The 3,195-nt window shown below is 72.7% G+C and carries 3 protein-coding genes; 1 reads left to right on the top strand and 2 read right to left on the bottom strand.

Features of this window, described 5'->3' with window-relative positions:
• The coding region (locus KS423_RS41875) for a DeoR/GlpR family DNA-binding transcription regulator (protein WP_224284957.1) at positions 1–871 on the bottom strand (871 nt) is incomplete at its 3' end.
• Between the two features lie 200 nt (positions 872–1,071).
• Complete coding sequence (locus tag KS423_RS41870; protein WP_263455793.1) at positions 1,072–2,541, bottom strand: NAD(P)H-quinone dehydrogenase; 1,470 nt, start codon at positions 2,539–2,541, stop codon at positions 1,072–1,074.
• A gap of 84 nt (positions 2,542–2,625) precedes the next feature.
• Between KS423_RS41870 and KS423_RS41865 the strand changes: the two genes are divergently transcribed.
• The gene (locus KS423_RS41865; protein ID WP_224284955.1) at positions 2,626–3,063 is read left to right on the top strand and encodes a gamma-glutamylcyclotransferase; all 438 of its coding nucleotides are present in this window, start codon (positions 2,626–2,628) and stop codon (positions 3,061–3,063) included.
• Positions 3,064–3,195 lie beyond the last annotated feature (132 nt).

Below are 3,195 nucleotides of genomic sequence, written 5' to 3'. Positions count from 1 at the left end.
CGCCGCGGCGGGCCATCGGGCCGGGCTGGGTCTGGTGGACCGGGCCGCTGCCGGTGCCGTGCACCGGGGCGTCGCCGCTCGGGGCCGCGCCCAGCGGGGCCAGGTCGACCTGCACCCCGCAGTCGGCGAGCGCGTCCAGTTCGCGGGCGGTGGTGTCGTCCGCGGTGGCCTGCTCGTCGGTGACCAGCCGGGTGATGGTCTCGGTGGCGACGGTCTGGAACATGCCGGCCGCGCCGAGCTTGGTGTGGTCGGCGAGGACGATCACCTCGGCGGCCGCCAGCACCATTGCCCGGTCCACGCTCGCGGACAGCATGTTCGCCGTCGACAGCCCGCGCTCGGCCGTCAGCCCGCTGCCGGAGATGAAGGCCTTGGTGACCCTCAGCCCCTGCAGCGACTGCTCCGCGCCGCTGCCCACCAGCGCGTAGTTGGAGCCGCGCAGGGTGCCGCCGGTCATCACCACCTCGACCCGGTTGGCGTGCGCCAGCGCCTGGGCGACCAGCAGCGAGTTGGTGACCACCGTCAGCCCGGGCACCCGGGCCAGCCGGCGGGCCAGCTCCTGGGTGGTGGTGCCGGCGCCGACCACCACCGCGTCGCCCTCCTCCACCAGGCCGGCGGCGAAGTCCGCGATGGCGCTCTTCTCCGCCGCGGACAGGTGGGTCTTCTGCGGGTATCCGGGTTCGCGGCTGAAGCCGCCGGGGAGCACCGCGCCGCCGTGCCGGCGGTCGAGGAGCCCTTCTGCCTCCAGCGCCCGCACGTCACGGCGCACGGTCACTTCGGAGGTCTGGACGACGCGGGCCAACTCCCGGAGCGAGACGGCTCCGTTGGCGCGCACCATTTCGAGGATCAACTGGCGACGTTCTGCTGCAAACACAGAACCGACGGTAACCTGCGTGACCGTCTGCTTTCAGGCGTTTGCAGCTAGTAGCGGGAATTGCTCACGCACGAGCGGCGCGTGACCGTACAATACGCGCCGCCAATGGCCCGGAACCACGCCCGCCGTCCGGGTGACAGCCATGCCCGCGCAAAGGGCGGCCGCCGATCGGCAGCCGCCCCCAACTGTGCGCCGGACGCTCAGGATTCGCCGTCGGCCCGCTTGCGGATGTGCAGCTGCCGGGCGGCCTCGGCGGTCGAGCCGGAGACGGACGGGTAGACAGTGAAGGCGCTGGCCACCTGTTCGACCGTCAGATTGGCGTCCACCGCGAGCGAGATCGAGTGGATCAGCTCGCTGGCCCGCGGGGCGACGACCACGCCGCCGACCACGATGCCGGTGCCCGGACGGCAGAACAGCTTCACGAAGCCGTCCCGGATGCCCTGCATCTTCGCCCGCGGGTTGCCGCGCAACGGGAGCTTGACCACGACGGCGTCCATCTTGCCGCACTCCACGTCGGCCGCCGTGTAGCCGACGGTGGCGATCTCCGGGTCGGTGAAGACGTTGGAGGCCACGGTCTTCAGGTTCAGCGGCTGCACCGCGTCGCCGAGCGCGTGGTACATCGCGATCCGGCCCTGCATGGCCGCCACCGAGGCGAGCATGAAGACGCCGGTGCAGTCGCCCGCCGCGTACACGCCGGGGGCGCTGGTGCGGGAGACCCGGTCGACCTGGATCTGGCCCCAGTCGTTGAGCTTGACCCCGGCCTCCTCCAGGCCCATCTCGGAGGTGTTGGGGATCGAGCCGACCGCCATCAGGCAGTGGGTGCCCTCGATCACCTTGCCGTCGGCCAGCATGACCTCGACCCGGTCACCGATCCGCTTGACGCTCTCGGCCCGCGAGCGGCCCATCACGTTCATGCCGCGGCGGCGGAAGACGTCCTCCAGCACCTCGGCGGCGTCCGGGTCCTCGCCCGGCAGCACCCGGTCGCGGCTGGACACCAGGGTCACCTTGGAGCCGAGTGCCTGGTACGCGCCGGCGAACTCGGCGCCGGTCACACCGGAGCCGACCACGATCAGCTCGCGGGGCAGCTCCTCCAGGTCGTACACCTGGGTCCAGGTGAGGATCCGCTCGCCGTCCGGCTGGGCGTCCGGCAGCTCCCGCGGGTGGGCACCGGTGGCGATCAGCACCGCGTCGGCGCGCAGCGACTGCACGGTGCCGTCGGGCGCGTCCACGAGCACCTCGCGGGAGCCGTCCACGGCCTGCCCGCCGGCTCCGAGCCGGCCGCGGCCGCGCAGCACGGTGACGCCGGCCCGGGTGACGGACTGGGTGATGTCGTGGGACTGCGCGATGGCCAGGCGCTTCACACGGCGGTTGACCTTGCCCAGGTCCACGCCGATCACCCGGGCCGCCTGCTCGACCGGCGGGGTGTCGTCCGCGACGAGGATGCCCAGTTCCTCGTACGAGCTGTCGAAGGTGGTCATCACCTCCGCGGTCGCGATCAGGGTCTTCGACGGAACGCAGTCCGTGAGCACCGCCGATCCGCCCAGACCGTCGGTGTCGACGACGGTCACCTCCGCGCCGAGCTGTGCGGCGACCAGGGCCGCCTCGTAGCCGCCGGGTCCGCCACCGATGATCACGATCCGAGTCACGTTCCCCATTGTCCCGCACGCCAGGACCGCGGCCACGTCGGGGTCCTGGCTTCCGTAGCTTCGTCCAGTCGCCCCGGCCCGCCCGCCGCCCGGGCTACGCTGGCCCCCATGCCCCTTTACGCCGCGTATGCCACCAACCTCGATGCCCGGCAGATGACCCGCCGAGCCCCGCACTCCCCGCTGCGCGGCACGGGGTGGCTAGCCGGTTGGCGGCTCACCTTCGGCGGCGAGCAGCTCGGCTGGGAGGGCTCGCTGGCCACCGTGGTCGAGGACGAGAAGGACCAGGTCTTCGTCTCGCTGTACGACGTCGCGCCGATGGACGAGGAGGGCCTGGACCGCTGGGAGGGCGTCCAGCTCGGCATCTACCGCAAGATCAAGCTGCGCGCGCAGACCCTGGACGGCGACATCCCGGTCTGGACGTACGTGCTCAACGACTACGAGGGCGGCCTGCCCGCGGCCCGCTACCTCGGCCTGATCGCCGACGCCGCGGAGAGCGCGGGCGCCCCGCACGACTACGTGATGGACCTGCGCCGCCGCCCCTGCTAGCGACCGCCCCTGCTAGCGGCCGCTCCAGCTGCGCACGGTCTCCGCCAGCACCTCCGCCACCGCCGCGCGCCGGGCCGGCTCGGCGCGCACCCGGTACGCCAGCTCGACGTGCAGCCACGGCACCCCGAGCCC

It is taken from the genome of Streptomyces sp. LS1784 (assembly GCF_020103755.1).
Classification (GTDB): domain Bacteria; phylum Actinomycetota; class Actinomycetes; order Streptomycetales; family Streptomycetaceae; genus Kitasatospora.
Note: the sequence above shows the minus strand (reverse complement) of the source record. Positions and strands in the feature narration are given on the sequence as shown.

Bases quoted from the DNA above. Each gene is read 5' to 3' on its own strand.
- KS423_RS41865 (WP_224284955.1), top strand. From the start codon at position 2,626: ATGCCCCTTTACGCCGCGTATGCCACCAACCTCGATGCCCGGCAGATG.